At 64.8% G+C, this 17,010-nt stretch carries 15 protein-coding genes; 13 read left to right on the top strand and 2 right to left on the bottom strand.

All coding sequences use genetic code 11. From position 1 onward, the window contains the following. Position 1: 1 nt before the first annotated feature. From TQ98_RS11250 to TQ98_RS11235, 4 genes are all read left to right on the top strand, one after another. Entirely contained in the window at positions 2-3,190 is a 3,189-nt protein-coding gene (locus TQ98_RS11250; protein ID WP_044872924.1) for an efflux RND transporter permease subunit, read from the top strand. Continuing rightward, the gene (locus TQ98_RS11245; protein WP_044872923.1) at positions 3,187-4,581 is read left to right on the top strand and encodes a TolC family protein; all 1,395 of its coding nucleotides are present in this window, start codon (positions 3,187-3,189) and stop codon (positions 4,579-4,581) included. The genes TQ98_RS11250 and TQ98_RS11245 overlap by 4 nt, the downstream gene beginning before the upstream one ends. Before the next feature lie 210 nt (positions 4,582-4,791). Then, entirely contained in the window at positions 4,792-4,986 is a 195-nt protein-coding gene (locus TQ98_RS11240) for a hypothetical protein (protein WP_044872922.1), read from the top strand. A 172-nt stretch (positions 4,987-5,158) separates the two neighbouring features. Beyond that, positions 5,159-5,629, top strand: a complete 471-nt coding sequence (locus TQ98_RS11235) for a hypothetical protein (protein ID WP_052659214.1) — start codon at positions 5,159-5,161, stop codon at positions 5,627-5,629. A gap of 1 nt (position 5,630) precedes the next feature. Here TQ98_RS11235 and TQ98_RS11230 read toward each other — a convergent pair whose 3' ends face one another. Beyond that, positions 5,631-5,984: a DUF3509 domain-containing protein gene (locus TQ98_RS11230; RefSeq protein WP_044872921.1), complete on the bottom strand. Its 354-nt coding sequence runs from the start codon at positions 5,982-5,984 to the stop codon at positions 5,631-5,633. A gap of 270 nt (positions 5,985-6,254) precedes the next feature. Between TQ98_RS11230 and TQ98_RS11225 the strand changes: the two genes are divergently transcribed. The 3 genes from TQ98_RS11225 (at position 6,255) to TQ98_RS11215 (ending at position 8,362) form a co-directional block, all read left to right on the top strand. Next, on the top strand, positions 6,255-6,596 hold the full coding sequence (locus TQ98_RS11225; RefSeq protein WP_044872920.1) for an FKBP-type peptidyl-prolyl cis-trans isomerase: 342 nt from the start codon (positions 6,255-6,257) through the stop codon (positions 6,594-6,596). 303 nt (positions 6,597-6,899) lie between these two features. Next, positions 6,900-7,559, top strand: a complete 660-nt coding sequence (locus tag TQ98_RS11220; RefSeq protein ID WP_044872919.1) for a glutathione S-transferase family protein — start codon at positions 6,900-6,902, stop codon at positions 7,557-7,559. Between the two features lie 98 nt (positions 7,560-7,657). Next, positions 7,658-8,362 (top strand): glutathione S-transferase N-terminal domain-containing protein, encoded by a 705-nt coding sequence (locus TQ98_RS11215; protein ID WP_044872918.1) that lies wholly within the window; start codon positions 7,658-7,660, stop codon positions 8,360-8,362. Positions 8,363-8,417: 55 nt separating this feature from the next. On the opposite strand, the gene TQ98_RS11210 is transcribed toward TQ98_RS11215, so the two are convergent. Continuing rightward, positions 8,418-8,909: a DUF4157 domain-containing protein gene (locus tag TQ98_RS11210; protein WP_242443089.1), complete on the bottom strand. Its 492-nt coding sequence runs from the start codon at positions 8,907-8,909 to the stop codon at positions 8,418-8,420. Between the two features lie 229 nt (positions 8,910-9,138). On the opposite strand from TQ98_RS11210, the gene TQ98_RS11205 reads away from it, so the two are divergent. From TQ98_RS11205 to TQ98_RS11180, 6 genes are all read left to right on the top strand, one after another. Then, positions 9,139-10,566, top strand: coding sequence for a mechanosensitive ion channel domain-containing protein (locus TQ98_RS11205; protein ID WP_044872989.1), 1,428 nt, complete (start codon positions 9,139-9,141; stop codon positions 10,564-10,566). 97 nt (positions 10,567-10,663) lie between these two features. Next, entirely contained in the window at positions 10,664-11,296 is a 633-nt protein-coding gene (locus tag TQ98_RS11200) for a hypothetical protein (protein WP_044872917.1), read from the top strand. 24 nt (positions 11,297-11,320) lie between these two features. Then, positions 11,321-11,935, top strand: a complete 615-nt coding sequence (locus tag TQ98_RS11195; RefSeq protein ID WP_044872916.1) for an HTH domain-containing protein — start codon at positions 11,321-11,323, stop codon at positions 11,933-11,935. A 184-nt stretch (positions 11,936-12,119) separates the two neighbouring features. After that, the gene (locus TQ98_RS11190) at positions 12,120-13,697 is read left to right on the top strand and encodes a malate:quinone oxidoreductase (RefSeq protein WP_044872915.1); all 1,578 of its coding nucleotides are present in this window, start codon (positions 12,120-12,122) and stop codon (positions 13,695-13,697) included. 254 nt (positions 13,698-13,951) lie between these two features. Continuing rightward, complete coding sequence (locus TQ98_RS11185) at positions 13,952-15,595, top strand: phosphoethanolamine--lipid A transferase (protein ID WP_044872914.1); 1,644 nt, start codon at positions 13,952-13,954, stop codon at positions 15,593-15,595. A 9-nt stretch (positions 15,596-15,604) separates the two neighbouring features. Next, positions 15,605-16,879, top strand: coding sequence for a HAMP domain-containing sensor histidine kinase (locus TQ98_RS11180; RefSeq protein ID WP_044872913.1), 1,275 nt, complete (start codon positions 15,605-15,607; stop codon positions 16,877-16,879). The last annotated feature ends 131 nt before the right edge of the window (positions 16,880-17,010 follow it).

Here is a 17,010-nt window from a genome sequence, read left to right as displayed (position 1 = left end):
CATGAATTTCTCCCAATTCTTCATCCAGCGGCCGATCTTCGCCGCCGTGCTGTCGCTGCTGATCCTGATCGGCGGCGCCATCTCGCTGTTCCAGCTGCCCATCAGCGAATACCCGGAAGTGGTACCGCCGACGGTGGTGGTGCGCGCCAACTTCCCCGGCGCCAACCCCAAGGTGATCGGTGAGACCGTCGCCTCGCCCCTGGAACAGGCCATCGTGGGCGTGGAAGGCATGCTCTACATGTCGTCCCAGGCCACCAACGACGGCAAGCTGAGCCTGACCGTCACCTTCGCCCTGGGTACCGACCTGGACAACGCCCAGGTGCAGGTGCAGAACCGCGTCACCCGCACCCTGCCCACCCTGCCCACCGAGGTGCAGCGTCTGGGCGTGACCGTGGACAAATCCTCGCCGGACCTGACCATGGTGGTGCACCTGACCTCGCCGGATGACCGCTACGACATGCTCTATCTGTCGAACTACGCGGCGCTCAACATCAAGGACGAGCTGGCGCGGCTGGACGGCGTGGGCGACGTGCAGTTGTTCGGCATGGGCAACTACTCCCTGCGCGTCTGGCTCGACCCGAACAAGGTGGCCTCGCGCAACCTCACCGCCAGCGACGTGATCAACGCCATCCGCGAGCAGAACCGCCAGGTGGCCGCCGGTGCCCTCGGCGCACCGCCGGTCGACGGTGGCAACAGCTTCCAGCTCTCGATCAACACCCAGGGCCGCCTGGTCACCGAGGAAGAGTTCGAGAACATCATCATCCGTGCCGGCGACGACGGCGAAATCACGCGCCTGAAGGACATCGCCCGCGTCGAGCTGGGCTCCAACCAGTACGCCCTGCGCTCGCTGCTGAACAATAAGCCGGCGGTCGCGATTCCGGTCTTCCAGCGCCCGGGTTCCAACGCCATCGATATCTCCGATGCGGTTCGCGCCCGCATGGCCGAGCTGAAGCAGAAGTTCCCCCAGGGCATGGACTACGAAATCGTCTATGACCCGACCATCTTCGTGCGCGGCTCCATCGAGGCGGTGGTGCACACCCTGCTCGAAGCCATCGTGCTCGTGGTGCTGGTGGTGATCCTGTTCCTGCAGACCTGGCGCGCGTCGATCATCCCGCTGGCGGCCGTGCCGGTCTCGCTGATCGGCACCTTCGCGGTGATGCACCTGTTCGGCTTCTCCCTCAACGCCTTGTCGCTGTTCGGCCTGGTGCTGGCCATCGGCATCGTGGTGGACGACGCCATCGTGGTCGTCGAAAACGTCGAACGGAACATCGGCCTCGGCAAGTCGCCCATCGAGGCCACCCGCCAGGCCATGAAGGAAGTGACCGGCCCGATCATCGCCACCGCCCTGGTGCTGTGCGCCGTGTTCGTGCCGACCGCGTTCATCTCCGGCCTCACCGGTCAGTTCTTCCAGCAGTTCGCCCTGACCATCGCCATCTCCACGGTGATCTCGGCCTTCAACTCCCTGACCCTGTCGCCGGCCCTGGCCGCCGTGCTGCTGAAGGATCACCACGCGCCCAAGGACCGCTTCTCGCGCATCCTCGACACACTGCTGGGCCGCTGGCTGTTCAACCCGTTCAACCGCGTGTTCGATCGCGCCGGATTCGGCTACGTCGGCACCGTGCGTCGCGTGCTGCGCGGCAGCAGCGTCGCCATGCTGGTCTACGGCGGCCTGCTGGTGCTCGGCTACCTGGGCTTCTCCAGCACCCCCACCGGTTTCGTGCCGCCCCAGGACAAGCAATACCTGGTGGCCTTCGCCCAACTGCCGGACGCCGCGACCCTGGACCGCACCGAAGCGGTGATCAAGCGCATGTCGGAAATCGCCGGCAAGCACCCGGGCGTGGAGAACTCCGTGGCCTTCCCGGGCCTGTCCATCAACGGCTTCACCAACAGCCCCAACAGCGGCATCGTGTTCACCCCGCTCAAGCCGTTCGATGAGCGCAAGGACCCGTCCATGTCCGCTGGCGCCATCGCCGCCGAGCTGAACAAGCAGTTCGCGGACATCCAGGATGCCTATATCGCCATCTTCCCGCCGCCGCCAGTGCGGGGCCTGGGCACCATCGGCGGCTTCCGCCTGCAGGTGGAGGATCGCGGCAACCTGGGCTACGAGGAGCTGTACAAGCAGACCCAGAACGTCATCGCCAAGGCGCGGCAGCTGCCGGAGCTGAACCCGATGTCGCTGTTCACCAGCTACCAGGTCAACGTGCCCCAGGTGGATGCCGCCATCGACCGCGAAAAGGCCAAGACCCACGGCGTGGCCATCAGCGACATCTTCGACACCATGCAGGTGTACCTGGGCTCGCTGTACGCCAACGACTTCAACCGTTTCGGTCGCACCTACCAGGTCAATGTCCAGGCCGACCAGCAGTTCCGCATGGAGCCGGAACAGATCGGCCAGCTGAAGGTGCGCAACAACCGTGGCGAGATGATCCCGCTGTCCACCTTCGTCAAGATCGACAGCACCTCGGGCCCTGACCGGGTGATGCACTACAACGGCTTCATCACCGCCGAGATCAACGGCGCGGCCGCCCCAGGCTACAGCTCCGGCCAGGCCGAGGCGGCGATCGAGAAACTGCTGAAGGAAGAACTGCCCAACGGCATGACCTACGAGTGGACGGACCTGACCTACCAGCAGATCCTCGCCGGCAATACCGCCGTGTTCATCTTCCCGCTCTGCGTGCTCCTGGCCTTCCTGGTGCTGGCCGCCCAGTACGAGAGCTGGAGCCTGCCGCTGGCGGTGATCCTGATCGTGCCGACCGTGCTGGTGTCCGCCATCGCCGGGGTGATCCTGGCCGGCAGCGACAACAACATCTTTACCCAGATCGGCCTGATCGTACTGGTGGGCCTGGCGTGCAAGAACGCCATCCTCATCGTCGAGTTCGCCAAGGAGAAACAGGAAGAAGGCCTGGACCGCGTCTCCGCCGTCCTGGAAGCCTGCCGCCTGCGTCTGCGCCCGATCCTGATGACCTCCATCGCCTTCATCATGGGCGTGGTGCCCCTGGTGCTGTCCTCCGGCGCCGGCGCGGAAATGCGCCATGCCATGGGCGTGGCGGTGTTCAGCGGCATGATCGGCGTGACCTTCTTCGGCCTGCTGCTGACCCCGGTGTTCTACGTCCTGATCCGTGGCTTCGTGGAAAAACGCGAAGCCCGCAAGGCCGCCCGTGCCCCGCAACTGAAGGAAGTACACGCATGATGCACAAGGCTTTCGCCCCCGCCCTGCTGGCATTGGCCCTTTCCGCCTGTGCCGTGGGCCCGGACTACAAGGCCCCGGATAGCGCACCCGCGCGGCTCGCCGCCGCGGATGCCGGCAACTACGACCGCGCACGCTTCGAAAGTGTCTGGTGGCAACAGTTCGACGACCCGACCCTGAACCAGTTGGTGCAGGAGTCCCTGAAGGAAAACCGCGAGCTGCGCGTGGCCTTTGCCCGCCTCAAGTCGGCTCGCGCCATCCGCGACGACGTCGGCAACGACCAGCTGCCAGTGGTCACCGCCGGTGCCAGTGCCGAGATCGGCAAAGGCCAGCAGCCCGGCGTCACCGAGGAGCGCGTCAACTCCGAGCGTTACGACCTGGGCCTGAACATGGCCTGGGAGCTGGACCTGTTCGGCCGCATCCAGCGCCAGATCGAGGCCAGCGAAGCGGAGACCGACGCGGCCCAGGCCGACCTGCAACAGTTGCAGGTCAGCCTGATCGCCGAGCTGGTGGACGCCTACGGCAGCCTGCGCGGCGCCCAACTGCGCGAACGCATCGCTCGCGACAACCTGGAGAACCAGCGGGAATCCCGTGACCTGACCGAACAGCTGCGCGGAGCCGGCATCGGCAGCGAACTGGACGTGCTGCGCGCCGAAGGTCGCCTGGCCGCCACCGAGGCCACCGTGCCGCAACTGCAGGCCGAGGAAGCGCGCGCCCGCAACCGTATCGCCACCTTGCTCGGCCAGCGTCCGGAGCAGCTCAGCGTGGACCTTTCGCCCAAGCCGTTGCCGGTGATCGCCAAGGCCCTGCCCATCGGCGATCCGGCGGAGTTGCTGCGCCGCCGCCCCGATGTGCGCTCGGCGGAACGCCAGCTGGCCGCCGCCACTGCCGGCGTGGGCGTGGCGACTGCGGACCTGTTCCCCCGCGTGAGCTTGTCGGGCTTCCTCGGCTTCACCGCCGGGCGAGGTTCGCAGATCGGCTCCTCCGCCGCCCGTGCCTGGGCCGTGGCGCCGACCATTTCCTGGGCGGCCTTCGACCTCGGCAGCGTGCGGGCCCAGATCCGCGCCTCCGAAGCCGACGCCGAGGGCGCGCTGGCGAGCTACGAGCAGCAGGTGCTACTGGCCCTTGAGGAATCCGAGAACGCCTTCAGCGACTACGGCAAGCGCCAGCAGCGCCTGGTCTCGCTGGTACGCCAGTCAGAGGCCACTCGCGCCGCCGCCGAGCAGGCCGCCACCCGTTACCGCGAAGGCACCGAGGATTTCCTCGTGCTGCTGGACGCCGAACGTGAGCGGCTGGCCGCCGAGGACGCCCAGGCCCAGGCCGAAGTGGACGTCTATCGCGGCATAGTCGCCATCTACAAGGCCCTTGGCGGCGGCTGGCAGCCCCAGGCCTGACCTTCTCCTCCCATGCCCGGCGCCGGCCGGGCACCTTTCCCCGCGGCACTCGGTTCCCCGCCGCGGGTTTTTTTTCAGGTCCGCAGGGATTACCACGGCTGACCGGCGCGACCGGCCACCCGAAACCCACCGACCTCGTCAGGGATGGCTGCAACGGATTCGGAGCTTGCTCTGGATAAACCAACCCTTGATCTCGACAGGAGACACCCCATGAAAACCCTTATCACCTCTGCCACTTTGCTTGCCGTCGTCCTTTCCGCCGGTTCGGCCATGGCTTCCGGTGGCGGCGATCGCACGATCTCTCGCTATCAGGCCCGACTGGCCAAGGTCGAACTGAAGAAAGAACAGGCGCAACAAGAAGTCGTGCAGCAGAAGGAACTCACGGAACAAGCGAAACGTGGCTAAGCCCTGGGGAAGAGGTGGGTTCGCCTGCCTCTTCCTGCCCTGAGCATCGCCTCCATTCACGCCCGGCAGGTTGGCCGGGCGCCCTCCCCGGGCAACGCGACTGATATCTTCGCCCTTGCCTGCGCGGCAGCTGCCGGCTAGCGTCCTGTCGACACCCGACGAAGCCAGCCCCATGCCCACCGACGCCCAGATACTCGCCACCCTCGATGCCGCCTTCGGCGACTGCCCGCGCCCGGAGCATTTCACCGATTACCGGCACTGCTGCGAGTGCGCCGAGCACGACGAAACCCTCCGCAGCCGCGACCGCGAAACCCTGCGCCACGCCGATGTCGGCAACGCTGGCTGGGACCCGCTCTGTTTCTGTTCGGCCGAGGGCATCGCCTATTACCTGCCGGCGCTGGCCCGCTTCGCGCTGGAAGAACCGACTCCGGAGCTGGACTGGTACGGCTGGCAGTTGGTCTTCCACCTCTATTACGGCGCTGCCGACAACCGCCTGCTCCTCCATTGCGATGCCGCCCAGCGCCAGGCGGTGGCCGCGCTACTGGCCCATCTGGTGGATACCCGTGCAGAGTTGCTGGAACTGGATGTGGACGACGTACTACGCGCCTACGAAATCTGGTCCGGCATCACAAACGCCCACTGACTCAGCGCCCAGGCGTGCGGCGCTCGGCTTCCAGCTTGCGGCGCGCCACCAGCGTTTTGGCAGCGGTCATGTGAACGGGGCCGCCCAGGTAGGTGGGCAGTTCGCAGGACACCCAGTCGATGCCCCGGCCGTGCCAGATCGCCTCGCCCGCTTCCAGCTTCATTTCACGCAGCAGCTCGCGAATCACCTGGCGAACGCGGTCTTCCCTGTAGAGCACCTCACTGTCGATGGCCCTGTGGATGACCTTGCCGGCCTCATCGCTCAGCGTCAGCAGCAATGAGCCGTCCGGACGCAATTTGATGACGACGCGATGTTGGGGGAATGCGTCGTAGAACGCAGTGAATGGCAGCTTCATCGGGTGACTCCTGCCGTGGGCTTCAATCCTATTTCCAAGCAGCTGCCGTGCCTGATCAGCCGGACACCGAAATCTCTTGCGGATCAGTTACATGCCCTGAGTTTCGCCATGGCCCGCACGGGCAACTTGCACGATCAACACCTTTGGAGCCGTGCATTGCGCACGATGAGCGATGCGTGACTGGGGGCGCCTGTTGCCAGCTCGCCGAATTCCTGCGAAAAGGCTGCCCCCAATGGCCGGACTCGGCTGAAGAACCAAGGAGCACGATCCATGAGCGACGAACTGCAGATCACCGATATCCAGTTGGGCGACGGCAAGGAGGTGGTCAAGGGCGCCCTGATCACCACCCAGTACCGGGGCACCCTGGAAGACGGCACGGAGTTCGATTCCTCCTACAGCCGCGGCAAGCCGTTCCAGTGCGTGATCGGCACCGGCCGCGTTATCAAGGGCTGGGACATCGGACTCATGGGGATGAAGGTGGGAGGCAAGCGCACGCTCTTCGTTCCGGCACACCTCGCCTACGGCGAACGCCAGGTCGGCGCCCATATCAAGCCCAACTCCAACCTGCTGTTCGAAATCGAACTGCTGGAAGTGCTGACGCGGGACGATTGATCCGCCGCCGCAGCCAAGGGGTGGACCTACGTCCAACCGCTGGTGCGCACGGCGCACCCTACCAAGTCAGTTACGCCGTGCACCCAGGGGGACGGTAGGGGGGCGTTGTAGGGGCGAATTCATTCACCAAGCAGGTCGAAGGCCTGCCCTGCCGCACCCTTCCGGCTTGCGCCGAACAATATCTCAACGACACTCCAGACAGTCCCGCTCCGGCAGTCGACCGCCAGCAGGTGTACGACTGTCGAATTCTTCAGGCGGCAAACGACCAATCAGCGAATCCAACCCCGTCCCAGGAGTCGCCCCATGTCCCTGCAACTCTTCTCCCATCCCTTCTCCTCCTACTGCCAGAAGGTCCTGATCGCGCTCTACGAGAACGACATTCCGTTCCAGATGCGGCTCCTGTCACCAGACGATCCGGCAACCTTTGAAGAGTTTCAGCGCCTGTGGCCGCTCCAGCGGTTCCCGCTGCTGCTGGACGGCGAGCGGGCGGTGATGGAGTCGAGCATCATCATCGAGTACCTGCAGCAGCACCATGCCGGGCCTGTGAGGCTGATCCCCGAAGCGCCGGATGCGGCGCTGGAAGTGCGGATGCTGGATCGCTTCTTCGACCTCTATGTGATGACGCCGATGCAGAAGCCGGTGGCCGACCGTCTGCGTCAGGAGGAGCAACGCGATGCGTTCGGCGTGGAGGAAGCGAAGCGTCTGCTCAGACGCAGCTATGTCTGGCTGGACGAGAAGCTCGCTGGCCGCACCTGGGCCGCCGGCAATGCCTTCAGCCTGGCGGACTGTGCGGCGGCACCGTCGTTGTTCTATGCCGACTGGGTGCTGCCGATCGATGAGACCTTGGCCAATCTCCGCGCCTATCGGCAACGCCTGCTGGCGCACCCGTCGGTCGCCCGTGCGGTGGACGAAGCACGGCCCTATCGGCCGCTGTTCCCGCTGGGGGCGCCGGATCGCGACTGAACCGCCGTCGCCGATTCAATAACCCTGAATCTTCCGCCGGACAGCCACCGACAGGTAAGGTTGCCCGTCTACCTCTCAATCTCGAACAGGGAGTTCCCATGTCCGATCTGTCGGTTTTCCCCATCACCCGCAAATGGCCCGCCACCCGGCCTGACGTGCTGCAGCTCTATTCCCTGCCGACGCCCAACGGCGTCAAGGTCTCCATCATGCTGGAGGAGACCGGCCTGCCCTACGAACCGCACCTGGTGAGTTTCGAGCGCAACGACCAGATGTCGCCGGAATTCCTCTCCCTCAATCCGAACAACAAGATTCCCGCCATCATCGACCCCAATGGCCCGGACGGCCGCCCGCTGCCGCTGTTCGAGTCCGGCGCCATCCTGATCTACCTGGCGGACAAGACTGGCCAGTTGATCCCCCAGGACCCCGCCCGCCGCTACGAGTGCATCCAGTGGCTGATGTTCCAGATGGGTGGAATCGGCCCGATGTTCGGGCAGGTCGGCTTCTTCAACAAATTCGCCGGCAAGGCCTATGAGGACAAACGCCCTCTCGACCGTTACGTGCAGGAATCGGCGCGCCTGCTGGCGGTGCTGGACCAGCGCCTGGAAGGCCGCGAATGGATCATGGGTGACGACTACAGCATCGCCGATATCGCCATCTTTCCCTGGGTGCGCAACCTGATCGGCTTCTATGAAGCGAGCGAACTGGTGCACTTCGAACGCTTCAAGAATGTGGAGCGGGTGCTGACGAGCTTCCTGTTCCGTCCGGCGGTGGTTCGCGGGCTGGGCATTCCGAAGCGGGATTGAGTCCTGCCGCGCGCTTGTTGTGGGGGCGAATTCACGCGCTCCCACATGAATGGCCTTACAACCCCTTCTCCCTCAGTTCCTTCGAGACCCGGAACTGCAGCTCGTAGGCCGGCCCTTCGACGCTGTCCGGGTCCAGTGCATAGCGTGCGGTGAACTCCTCGACGCCCCAGTCCCGATACTGCTGCACATGGACCAGCTCGTGAGCCCAGAGCGCCACGTCATCCGCCGCCCCTTCCGGGGTACGGAAGACGATGATGTCGATCAGGGTCACCGCCTGGATATCCGAATTCTGAAGCATGGTGCTGGCGGCGCCGAGTTCGTCGCTGCCGCCGACCCGGTAGCGCACGGCGTCGAGCAGGTCGGCGGTGAAGTAAGGCCCCAGCCGGCGCCGCATGTCCGCCGGGATCGGCTCGACGCCACGGGCCTCGGCAGCAGCGCGTTCCTGCAGCAGCCATTTGTGCAGAGGCGCGGAAGCCACCCGGGCCGCTTCGCCTGACAGCGGCCCCGCTACCTCCCTGGGGTCAGGCAGGCAGAGGCAGACGGTCATGCAGACCTCGTACTGCCCAGGTGGGCAACCCTGTGCGACGGCGCTGGGGCAACAGACAGCGAGCGCCATCACGAGCCCCGGAACCAGATTGGCCATGTGCCCCTCTCCTGCAAATGCTGACCCGCATCCGTTCTGACAGCATTCCGGTGAGAACGACGCCGTCATCCGTCATTACAGGATGGCCCAGGCCTCTGCTAACGTGATGCAGGCCAACCGTGGAACGGAATTCATGCTCGCACTCATCCAGAACCACCCCCTCGTATCCGGTGCTTCCCTGCTGCTGATCGACCTGCTCGTCTGGCGCGCACTCGCGGCCACGCAGCGCACCTGGCAGGTACTCGCCCGCGTGGCCCTGTTCCTGCTGTTCAGCACGGTGATCATCGAAGCCGGCCTGAACCCGCTGCAGCCGCCGCCCTGGCAGGACACCACCCTCAATCTGGTGGCCACGGTGCTGGAGATCGTCTGGTGGCTGTTCTGTGCACGCACCCTCACCGTGGTGCTGGGGCTGCTGATGCCGCGCATCGGCCATGCCGGCCGGTTGCTGCAGGACGTACTGGGTGCGGTGATCTTCCTGGTGGCGGTGGTGGCCGCGGCAGCCTACGTGATGCAGCTGCCGGTAAAGGGCCTGCTGGCCACCTCCGGGGTCATGGCCATCGTCATCGGCCTGGCGTTGCAGAGCACCCTGAGCGACGTGTTCTCCGGCATCGTCCTCAACACCACCAAGCCCTACCAACTGGATGACTGGATCTCCATCGACGGCACCGAAGGCAAGGTGGTGGAGATCGACTGGCGCGCCACCCACCTGCTCACCAACCTGGGCAGCACGGTGGTGATTCCGAACTCGGTGGCAGCCAAGACCAAGGTGCACAACTTCAGCCGCCCTTACGAACTGACCGGCGTGTCCATCAGCCTCAAGGTGTCCGCCCAGGTGCGCCCTCGCCGCGTGCTGGACGCGCTGGAGAAGACTGTTCAGGGCATCAGCGCCCTGCTCGTGTCGCCCCCGGCCAAAGTCGCGGTCAAAGGCTCCGATCTGGAGTTCATGGAATACGAAGCCAGCGGCTTCATCCGCACCGGCGAGAACAAGACGGAAGTCCGCAACCTGATGTATGACCTGGCGCACCGCCACCTGGAAGCCGCCGGCATCGCCTTCACCAGCGAAGCCGCGCTGCAGCCCTGGTCGCGGCCACGCCTGCTGCTGGAGGAGGTGAAGATCTTCCGTGCCCTGAGCAGCGAGGAGAAGGACCGGCTCAGCCAGCTCATGGCGCCCCTGGCCTTTTCCGCCGGCCAGGTGGTGCTGGGCCTGGGTGATGTATCCGACAGCCTGCTGGTGATCGGTACGGGCGTGATCTCCGCGTCGGTGCCGGACGGCGCCACCCTGGTGGAAGCCGGGCGCATGGGCCCCGGGGAAATCCTCGGCGAGGAAGGCATCACCAGCGACTCACCGTCCCGCGCGCAGTTCACCGCCCTCAGCTCCTGCGTGCTCTATCGCATCGAGAAGGACGCCATCCGCAGTTGCCTGGAGCAACGTGTCGAGGTTCGCGCCGCCCTCACCCGCCTGCTGGCCTTCCGCGAGCAGGCCAGCCGCAATCTCCTGCTGCAGAAACCCCAGGCGATCAAGAAAGGCGGCTTCCTGAGCTGGCTGCACAAGAAGTACTAGAGCGACCGTTCGGCGGATTTCCCGACAAAACCAATAATGGCATTTTTTTATGCTTTAATTGATTTTGTAGGACAATCCGCAACGCGAGGAGCCCGTCATGAAATTCAGGACACTGGCTTTACTACTGCTTGTCACGCTCGTCCAACCCCTCTGGGCCCAGGCCGCACAGGAAACGGCCAAGGCCACATCCGATACCCCTGCACTGACCACCCGCCTGGCCCTGCGCGACCTCTGGGTGGAACACATTTTCTGGACCCGGAACTACGCCTTCGCCAACCAGCAGCACCAGAAGAAGGAAGCCGAAGCAGCCGCCACCGAAGTGGTCGCCAACGCCAAGTCCATCGCCAACAGCATCGCCCCGCTCTACGGGCAGCCGGCGGCTGACCAGTTGCTGGAACTGCTGGCCGGCCACTGGAGCGCCGTGAAGCACTACAGCGATGCCAGCGTGGCCAAGGACGCCGATGGCAAGAAGGCCGCGGTCAACGACCTGACCCGCAACGCCAAGGGCATTGCCAAGTTCCTGTCCAGCGCCAACCCCAACCTGCCGGAAGACACCCTGGTCAGCATGCTGGGTGCCCACGGCGGACACCACGTGGCGCAGATCGACGCCCTGGCCAAAGGCGACTACGCAGGCGAAGCGAAGAACTGGGCAGCGATGCGCCAGCATATGCTGGTCCTGGCGGACACCCTGACCGCTGCACTGGTCAAGCAGTTTCCGGACAAGTTCTAAACGGCGGAATTTCGAGGTAGCCGAATGTTTCAAGGACTGGGACGTACCCAACAGGATCTGCTCGGTGCCCTGCTTTACCAGCCTGGTGGCATGAGCATCGACGAACTGGCCAACCACCTGGCGGTGACCCGGACGGCGATCCGCCAGCACCTGGCCGCGCTGGAGCGCGATGGGCTGATCCTGCGGGGCGAAACGCGGCCCACCGGCCGCCGCCCCGAGCAGCTTTATGTGCTCAGCAGCGGCGGCCGGGAGCTGTTTCCGCGCCAGTACCATCTGTTGGCAGACCTGCTGATTGGCGAAGTGGCCGGCCTGATCGGCCACGACGCCCTGGTCCGGCTGATGCGCGGCCTTGGCCGCAGGCTGGCTGCCGAGATGGAGCGGCAAGTGGTGGACGAGGCACGCATTGCCCAGCACATGCACGAAGCCGGCTACGAGGCCGAAGTCTTCTTCCGTTCCACGGGCGAACCGGAAATCGTCGCCCACAACTGCATCTTCCATCACCTGGCCGTGACCCACCCGGAGGTCTGCGAGCTGGACCTTGCACTGATCGGCGCCCTGGGCGGCGGCGAGGTGGAACACGTCGAATGCATGGTCCGCCACGGCCACGTCTGTCGCTTCCGGGTGGATCGCAAGGGCTAGCCGGCGGATTTCCGCCCTCCACCCCCTGCAAAAGCGGCGCCTCATGGCGGACTTTCGCCACCGTCCAGCCGTTTCCACCCCCCTGAACCTCGCGTAATGCACGGATTCGCCGGCTTCCGGCCATTCCGGCACGCCCCTTGCCTACGGACCGCCCTTTTCGAGAAAAGCAAAGGGAACGTCCCCCATGAAGAAAGTCCTCACAGGACTCCTGTGTCTTGCGCTGCTGGGTTGTGCCAAGCAACCGGAACCGGAGAAAACCGTCGACGTGCTGCTGATCGGCGCCGGCATCATGAGTGCCAGCCTCGGCACCTACCTCAACGAGCTGGAACCGGGCTGGTCCATCGACATCTATGAACGCCAGGACCAGGTGGCCACTGAAAGCTCCAACCCCTGGAACAATGCCGGCACCGGCCACTCCGCCTTCTGCGAGCTGAACTACACCCCGGAAACCGCCGATGGCGGCATCGACATCAGCAAGGCCGTGGCGATCAACGAATCCTTCGAGATCTCCAAGCAGTTCTGGGCCTACCAGGTCGAGCGCAATGTGCTGAGCAACCCGAAGTCCTTCATCAACGGCGTGCCGCACATGAGCTTCGTCTGGGGGGACGACAACATCGCCTTCCTCAAGAAGCGCCACGCCGCCCTGCAGCACAGCTCGCTGTTCCGTGGCATGGAGTACTCCGAGGACCCTGCGCAGATCGCCCAATGGGTGCCCCTGGTGATGGAAGGCCGCCCCGCCGACCAGAAGGTGGCCGCCACCCGCATGTCCATCGGCACCGACGTGAACTTCGGCGAGATCACCCGCCAGTTGGTCTCCTCGCTGACCCACAGCGACAAGGTCAAGCTGCACCTCAAGCACGAAGTGCGTGACATCAAGCGCAACGACGACGGCACCTGGACCGTCACCGTGGCCGATCTGGGCAACCACGAGGCCGAAACCAGCGTCAGGGCGAAGTTCGTCTTCATCGGCGCCGGCGGTGGCGCCCTCAGGCTGCTGCAGATGTCCGGCATCCCAGAGGCCGAGGGCTACGCCGGCTTCCCGGTGGGGGGTCAGTTCCTGGTCACCCGCAATCCCGACGTAGTCGCCCAGCACCAGGCCAAGCTCTATGGCAAGGCCTCAGTGGGCTCGCCGCCCATGTCCGTGCCGCACCTGGATACCCGCGTGATCGATGGCCAGAAGGTGCTGCTGTTCGGACCTTTCGCCACCTTCTCCACCAAGTTCCTGAAGAACGGCTCGCTGCTGGACATGTTCAGCGCCCTGACCACCGACAACATCGGGCCCATGACCCACGCGGGCCTGGACAATATTCCGCTGAGCACCTACCTCATGGGCCAGCTGATGCTGAGCCAGGCCGACCGCATGCAGGAACTGCGCGAGTACTTCCCGCAAGCCAAGGACGAGGACTGGGAACTGCTGACCGCCGGCCAACGCGTGCAGGTGATCAAGAAGGACGCCGAGAAAGGCGGCGTCCTGCAGTTCGGCACCGAAGTCGTCAGCTCCGCCGACGGCAGCATCGCCGCCCTGCTGGGCGCCTCGCCGGGCGCGTCCACCGCCGCGCCGATCATGCTCAACGTCCTGGAGAAGACCTTCAAGGACAAGGTCCAGACCCCCGAATGGCAGGCCCGCCTGAAGGCGATCATTCCCTCCTACGGCCGCAAGCTGAACAACGACCTGGAACTGACCAACCAGGTCCGCGCCTGGAGCAGCGAGCGCTTGCAGTTGGAGTACGTGCCCGTGCTGCCTGAGGTGGCTGTGCAGTAAGGCATTCCGCACTGCCCTCTCTCCCAACCCCTCTCCCGCACGCGGGCGAGGGGTGACTCGCACCGGCGCCTTCGTGCCCGCCTTCCCTGTAGGGGCGAATTCATTCGCCAGGCAGGACACAGTCCTGCCCTTCCCCCCAACACTCCCTTCACAAACCCAACAAATTCCCTAGGTTTTCTTCACAAAAAATTGACCCCGCCGTTTCCAGACTTGGCGCTGTATCCATGAGGGATGCATCGATCAGCGAGCGGTCCATGTTCAAACGCATTTCACTACGTCCGGAAAGCCTGACCTTCCTGGCCAGCCTTCTCCTCCTGTCGCTCTACAACATCCCGCTCTGGCAGCACATCTTTTCCATCGTCCCGGCAGATTCCGGCGGCTTTGGCATGCGTGTGGCGTTTGGCGTCATGGTGCTGGCCATCTTCAACTTCGTACTGGTGCTGGTGTCGTTCCGCTGGGTGTTCAAGCCAGTCCTGATCTTCCTGTTCCTGGCCAGTTCCGGCGTGGCCTATTTCATGAGCCAGTACGGCGTGCTGATCGACGCCAACATGCTGCGCAATGTCGCGGAAACCGACGTCAACGAAGTGCGCGACCTGCTCTCCATCAAGCTGGTGCTGTTCGTCCTGCTCCTGGGGGTGCTGCCCAGCTGGTTGCTGTGGAAGCTGCCGGTCCGCCACCGGCCGCTGCGCCGCGAGCTGCTGGGCAAGTTGGGACTGGCCGTCGGTTCGGTGGCGGTGCTGGGTGCCGTCGCGCTGCTCAATTACCAAGGCCTGGCCTCGCTGTTCCGCAACCACCACGAGTTGCGCCTGCTGGTGGTGCCCAGCAACTACCTGAACGCTTCCTACGGCTATGTGCGGGAGGAGCTGGCCCTGGCCAAGGAACCGCTGCGGCAGATCGGCACTGACGCCCACAAGGCGCCGTCCTGGCAGGCCCACCAGCGCAAGTCGCTGACCGTGCTGGTAATCGGTGAAAGCGCGCGGGCGGAAAATTTCGGCCTCCTTGGCTATTCCCGCGACACCACGCCCCTGCTCAAGGGCCAAGCCGGCGTCACCGCCTTCAGCAATGTACGCTCCTGCGGCACTGAAACCGCCGTCTCGGTGCCTTGCATGTTCTCCAACATGGGGCGCGGCGACTACGACGCCACCGAGGCCCGCAGCCAGGAAGGCCTGCTGGACGTACTCAAGCACGCCGGCCTCGCGGTGAGCTGGCATGACAACCAGTCCGGCTGCAAGGGCACCTGCAACCGCGTCTCCCAGGAAAACCTCAGCCATCTGAAGGACCCAACGCTCTGCATCGATGGCGAATGCCACGACGAAGTCCTGCTGAAGAACCTGCAGGCCTACATCGACCAGTTGAAGGACGACTCGGTGCTGGTGCTGCACCAGATGGGCAGCCACGGCCCGGATTACTTCAAGCGTTATCCCGCGCGCTTCCAGAAGTTCTCCCCGGTGTGCACCAGCAATGCCCTGAACGACTGCAGCCGCGAAAGCATCGTCAATGCCTACGACAACACCCTCGTCTACACTGACTACGTGCTGTCGAGCCTGATCGATGTGCTGCGGCGGAACCAGGACAAGCTGGACACCGCGATGCTCTACATCTCCGACCACGGCGAATCCCTCGGCGAGTACAACCTCTTCCTCCACGGCACGCCTTACCTGATGGCCCCCGACCAGCAGAAGCACGTGGCCATGCTCACCTGGTTCTCCGACAGCTACCGGCGGGACTTCGCCCTGGACAACCGCTGCCTGGGCAACGAGCGTGACAAACCGCTGAGCCAGGACAACTTCTTCCATTCGGTGCTGGGCCTGCTGCAGGTGCAGACCGACGAGTACAAGGAAGGCCTGGACCTGTTCGCCCCCTGCCGCACCGCGGACTCGGCCCTGGCCAAGCGCTAGGAACCCGCCATGCTAGGGAAGCAGCCGCTGGAACGGCGGATCATCATCGCGTTCGTCCTGATGACCCTGATCGTCAGCGGCACCTTTTCCCTGGGCATCGTCGCCATCGTGCACTTCATCGAGGAGCACCTGGTGTCGGATGAGCTCGGTCATGAGCTGGAAATCGCCATCAACGAAGAGCTCCAGCATGACCAGCCGGCACGGATCGACGCCAATACCCGTTTCTTCAGCGACCACGCCGGCCACGACGACGTGCCGCCCCGCTTTCGCCATCTGCCCGAAGGCTTCTCCGAAGTCGTAAGCGGCGACGACGCCTACTACGTGTTCAAACGCAGCCACAGCGGCCACGACGACGTGATCGTGCAGGAGCAGCGGGAGTTCGAAGCCCGGGAACGGGTGCTGTTCGACGTGGTGCTGGCCGGCTTTCTGTTCAGCGTGCTGGGCGCCTGGGGTCTGGGTCGGCTGCTGGCCCACAAGGTCATGGCACCGGTCCGTCGCTTGGCGCAGCAGGTCCGCCACCGCGACCAGTTGCTGCCCATGGCGCCGAAGCTCGCCCCGGACTATCCCGACGACGAGATCGGTCACCTGGCCGCCTCGTTCGACGAGACCCTCGGCCAGCTGCGCCATTCCCTGGAGCGCGAGCGGCTGTTCACCAGCGACGTCAGCCATGAGCTGCGCACGCCGCTGATGGTGATCGGCAGTTCCTGCGAGTTGCTTCAGAACGCCCCGCACCTGAGCCCCGCGGAGCGTGCCCAGGTGGCGCGCATCGCACGGGCCAGCGCCGAGATGTGCGATCTGGTCCAGACCTTCCTGCATCTGGCGCGGGCTGACGAGGGCGATGTTTCCATTTCAGAAAAGATCGCTCTCCCGGACCTCGCCGCCGAGCAGTACCGGCAGTGGGCGCCGCAGTTCCAGACCAAGGGGCTGGCCTTCGAGTTGCGGGATGAAGGCCCGGCGCAAGGCCGCTACGCGGCACCGCAACTGCGCACCGTGATGTCCAACCTCCTGCGCAATGCCTTGCACTACACCGAGCACGGCGAGGTGAAACTGATCCTGGGAGCCGAGGGTTTCCGTGTCGAAGACAGCGGCCTGGGTATCCCTCAGGAGGAAACGGAGCTGATCTTCCACAGCTTCGTCCGGGGCCAGCGGGCGCGGGGCGAAGGCCTCGGGCTGGGGCTATCCTTGGTCAGGCGCATTTGTCACCAGCAGGGCTGGGACGTGCGGGTGGAATCCGGTGCGGAGTCGGGCAGTTGCTTCTCGGTGACCCTGGGCGACGGCGATTGACATTTTTTTCACAGCCTTTTGACCAGCCCACCACGCCCCAGCCGATAGATTGCAAAGCCTCCGTAATTCCAGGAGCCGGCCTCGATGCCTCAATCCCTGAACCTCGCACGGCCTTCCCTCCCGCGAGGCGC

The organism is Pseudomonas sp. LFM046 (assembly GCF_000949385.2).
Classification (GTDB): Bacteria; Pseudomonadota; Gammaproteobacteria; order Pseudomonadales; family Pseudomonadaceae; genus Metapseudomonas.
Note: the sequence above shows the minus strand (reverse complement) of the source record. Positions and strands in the feature narration are given on the sequence as shown.